General features: G+C 42.1%; 3 protein-coding genes and 1 pseudogene. 3 read left to right on the forward strand and 1 reads right to left on the reverse strand.

Annotated elements, in window-relative coordinates; all coding sequences use genetic code 11:
- Positions 1 to 1,618: pseudogene (locus F6K20_RS27975) on the forward strand (hypothetical protein); the annotation flags it as partial.
- 119 nt (positions 1,619 to 1,737) lie between these two features.
- Here the strand turns inward: F6K20_RS27975 and F6K20_RS27980 are convergent.
- A complete protein-coding gene (locus tag F6K20_RS27980) occupies positions 1,738 to 2,115 on the reverse strand; it encodes a DUF1823 family protein (protein WP_008186111.1) in 378 nt (125 codons plus the stop codon).
- A 104-nt stretch (positions 2,116 to 2,219) separates the two neighbouring features.
- Between F6K20_RS27980 and F6K20_RS27985 the strand changes: the two genes are divergently transcribed.
- Positions 2,220 to 3,146, forward strand: a complete 927-nt coding sequence (locus tag F6K20_RS27985) for a DMT family transporter (protein WP_008186110.1) — start codon at positions 2,220 to 2,222, stop codon at positions 3,144 to 3,146.
- A 261-nt stretch (positions 3,147 to 3,407) separates the two neighbouring features.
- Positions 3,408 to 3,854, forward strand: a complete 447-nt coding sequence (locus F6K20_RS27990; RefSeq protein WP_008186108.1) for a hypothetical protein — start codon at positions 3,408 to 3,410, stop codon at positions 3,852 to 3,854.
- Positions 3,855 to 3,904: the final 50 nt, after the last annotated feature.

The raw sequence follows: 3,904 nt of genomic DNA on the forward strand, positions 1-3,904 counted from the left end.
TGTAGAGGATTTATTAGAAGTAATTGTGCTAGGGAATCAGGGGATGCCCATGGAAACCATGGTAGTACTTGCTAATCGCATCGCTCAATCTGCCAAACCTGATCAACCTGATCAAGACCTTCTATTATTAGATGAATACCCCTTAGAGGAGACTACGCTGGATCTGGTTGAGCTACCCCAAAACCATCCATCTCTGTTCTTGCAACCTATCTCTGGACGGTCTTTACCACCAAAACTTTACCAGCATCAGCCGAGTGACATAACTGTTAAATCCCTCGAATTGCCCAATTTGCCTACAATGCAGTCGGTGGCTGACCCTGAGGCAAAGCACGAAGATGTCCAAGATCAGTCTAAAGGATCTGATTCCGTTTCCCTAGATGATCAAGAATCCTCGACTACAGCCAATCCAGAACTAAATAATCGAGAGCAAGATACTGGGTCAGAGTTACAGCCTCAAGACACAGTAGTTCAAGACACAGTAGTTCAAGACACAGTAGTTCAAGACACATTAGTTCAAGACACATTAGTTCAAGACACAGTAGAACAGTCCAAAGATAGTACTAAAAATACTACTGAAGATAGTAACTTAGAGATAAATTCTGAGGTCTCATCTAATTCTAATGATGCTTCTGAAGTGCTGATTAATTCCCTAACGGAATCTGAGGCAATCCAAACTATTGAGATTAGTGAGATTGATCAATCTCAGACAGATGTTCAGTTAGAGGATTCAGAATCCCTTGATACCCAGTTCAAGAATTCCAAGCTAAACCAATTATTGAATACTACTCGGTGGGAGACTCCAGATTCTGTACAAGATCCTGAGTCAATCGCTTTAGAAGATGCTTTCCGAGCCTTAAACATGGAAGAGCGTTTTTGGTCACGGTTGAGTGCTTTAGCGGAAGATGATGAATTGATGGAATTGCTGAGGTTAGAATTATCCCCAGAGAGTAATCCTGCTGGGCAAGATCACTCAGCAGTGGAAGATGAACAGAGGAATCAAACGGCTAGCAACCAAGAAGAGGTTAGGGAATTTCCAGAAAAGGTCTTGGAGTCAATGACAGAATCTGAGGATTTGTCGCTAGTTAGTTCAGAATTAGCAATGCCAAAGACACCCCCTAGAGTTGGTATTACTAGTCACGATTGGAGCACTCAGGAAATTGTAGTAGACGATATAGAAATAGCCCCACAAGCTACAAAAGCTACTGCAACTAAGCAACATGACGTTAAGGCGAAACTGGAGAATCTTTCATCCCTAGAGTTGGATGCGACCTTAACAGCACCCACTTTATCAATACCGACTACTAGGGAGTTGGTTGCTGGAGAAAAGGTAATGGTTACCATAAAACTTCCTCCTAGTCAATCTCGTCTATGTATTAAATTGTGGGTTAAAGACGTGCAAACTCGCTCTCTGCTCCAGGAAACCCGTTCTATTATAGATTTACTCCCCAATGCGGCTGGGGAGCTGGAGGCAATGACTCAATTAGTTATACCCGAAGGCACGACTCAAATCAGAATTGAAGCGATCGCAATTAATTTGGAGAACCAGCAGGAGAGTCACAAGGCGGAGTTGGAGTGTGTAGTTGTTCCTACTGATTTATCGAGTACGGTTGAAGGATGAAGTATTTTACATAGCATTTCTCAATTGGTTGAGGTACAACTTCCTAAGTTTTAGGAAGCAGGGAGCAGGGAGCAGGGAATAGGGAAAAAATCCTGTGTACCTCATAAGTATGAAAAACGCTAGACTGAGGCAATACCGTTTTGTTCCATATAATTCAGTAACCAGTTTGCTGCGGTAGCTCGGCGAGTTTGTCGAGGACCAAATTCCCCGATTTTGTAACCTTTGAAACCTAATTTTTCTTTCAATAGCTGTTTATTTTCTTTGGGTATTGAACGGGTTAGTTTTACCGTAGCAGGGCGGCTTTCTAGGAAATTGGGTGGCTCGGGATAGTCTTCTTGCCATTCAGGATTAACCTCAGTTATATCCCACTGCCCGGTAGTTGAGTTATAACGATAACCTAGATAGTACCAGAGTAGTTTATTAACGGTATCGTCATCAATTTCTTCGTTTAAAATTGACCAAATTGTATTAGTATTGAGTGGCGGTAGTTCAAACATAGTTTAAATTCTAAATTAGAAATTATCAAGGATTAAGTAGACTTCTTCACTTCTCACCTGGTACCTCTGGCGGAATAATGGTAATGGTTGGGGATTGAAGCTGTATGGCTATGAAAATTATAAAGCAGCCGCTGCGGTGGCAGGTGGGATTGGTTTTCTTGGCTGGTGTGTTGGCGATTTCGACATCAGCTATTTTTGTGCGATTAGCGATCGCATCGGCTGGGGTGAGTGGGGTAGGGTTTAGCCTGTTCGTGGCTGGGTCTCGCCTTACTATTGCGTCTATGCTACTGTTACCAGCTTGGCGCAATTTCAGGCAAGCTCAGCTAGGTCCAGGTGCATTACTCTATGCCAGTGGGGCTGGTATTTGTTTAGCGCTACACTTTGTGACTTGGATTACTTCCTTGTCTTTTACTTCCATTGCGGCATCTACTACCTTAGTTACCACAACTCCGATTTGGGTTGCTCTAGTTTCTTGGCTGTGGTTCAAGGAAAAACTAACTAGGCTGACGGTTTTGGGGATTGGTGTAGCCTTTGTAGGTGCTGTGCTGATTAGTTTGGGGGATGGGGGTGCTATTAGTGGTGGGAGTAATCCTCTGTTGGGGAATTCTCTAGCATTGATGGCAGCAGTGATAGCAAGTTTGTATGTACTTTGGGGACGTGAAGCACAGCAGCGGGGTTTGAGTATCGGTAGCTATAGTGCTGTCGCCTACAGTATGGGGGCTTTGGTGTTGTTACTGTTATCCTTACTCTGGGGTGTCAGTTATCTCAATTATCCGGTAGGAGTTTACCTCTACATCTTGTTATTGGCACTTTTCCCCCAAATGGTGGGACATACCAGTTTTAACTGGTTGGTACGCTGGATTAATCCTACCCTGGTGACCCTGGCTATTTTGTTTGAACCGGTTGGTGCTTGTTTTTTGGGCTATCTGATTTTTCAGGAAGTGCCGGGGGTATTGGTCTTGGTAGGTGCCGTGGTATTGTTAGTTGGGGTTGCAGTGGCAGTTTATGGAGCGAATGTGAAAATAGGTTGAAGGTTAATCGGTTGAAGGTTACTGGCGCACGGAATAAGAATATAATGATTTATTTGCAGCGAGTGGTTTTAAACTCGAACAACTCGTTTATACTGATAAAATGAGAAAAGTCCAACAGTGCTCGAGTTTAGCCTTCAATAAAGATTTTTTTGACCTCAACTATTAGGTTTTACACCTCAACTTTCAGGTAGAAAACGTAGTAGTGTTAAAAAATTAGTTAATTGACTACAGTCTGCCAAAAGTAGGAGAAGCAAAAAAGAAATGAAAAAAATGATCAAAACTTGTTTTGTAACGTTATTAACCTGTATGCTAGTGCTAACAATCAATGGGATGAATGCCCTGGCGAGTAGTGAAACTGAGATGGAAATATGTGACTTAACTCTACATTCATTTTGTGACCGTGATCTGTTGCCGACGCAATATGTGGAACTTATTGCTCCCCCTAACCATATCTCATTTCTTCTTTTGAAAAATGATGCTCCAGGAGATAGAAACGGTCAAATAGAAAATGATGATGATTATGTTACTTACAGCGCTAGGGAAATAACAACTTACTTAGCCACGTTTTCCAATAGTGAAGACATCACAAAAAGGCTGAAAATATCCAACACTGACGCTATAACAGAGTCTCCGCAGCATTGGACATTTTATCATAGACCTGCACAAGTGGTCAAATTGGTTAACGTATTTGCTGCCAATAAAAATTAATAAATTCGGGAGCATACTATTTTGGGAAATATCTCTTATTCTATAGGCAA

The sequence above is a fragment of the Moorena sp. SIO2C4 genome, assembly GCF_010672485.1.
In the GTDB taxonomy this organism is placed as follows: domain Bacteria; phylum Cyanobacteriota; class Cyanobacteriia; order Cyanobacteriales; family Coleofasciculaceae; genus Moorena; species Moorena producens.

Bases quoted from the DNA above. Each gene is read 5' to 3' on its own strand.
- F6K20_RS27980 (WP_008186111.1), bottom strand. From the start codon at position 2,115: ATGTTTGAACTACCGCCACTCAATACTAATACAATTTGGTCAATTTTA.
- F6K20_RS27985 (WP_008186110.1), top strand. From the start codon at position 2,220: ATGGCTATGAAAATTATAAAGCAGCCGCTGCGGTGGCAGGTGGGATTG.
- F6K20_RS27990 (WP_008186108.1), top strand. From the start codon at position 3,408: ATGAAAAAAATGATCAAAACTTGTTTTGTAACGTTATTAACCTGTATG.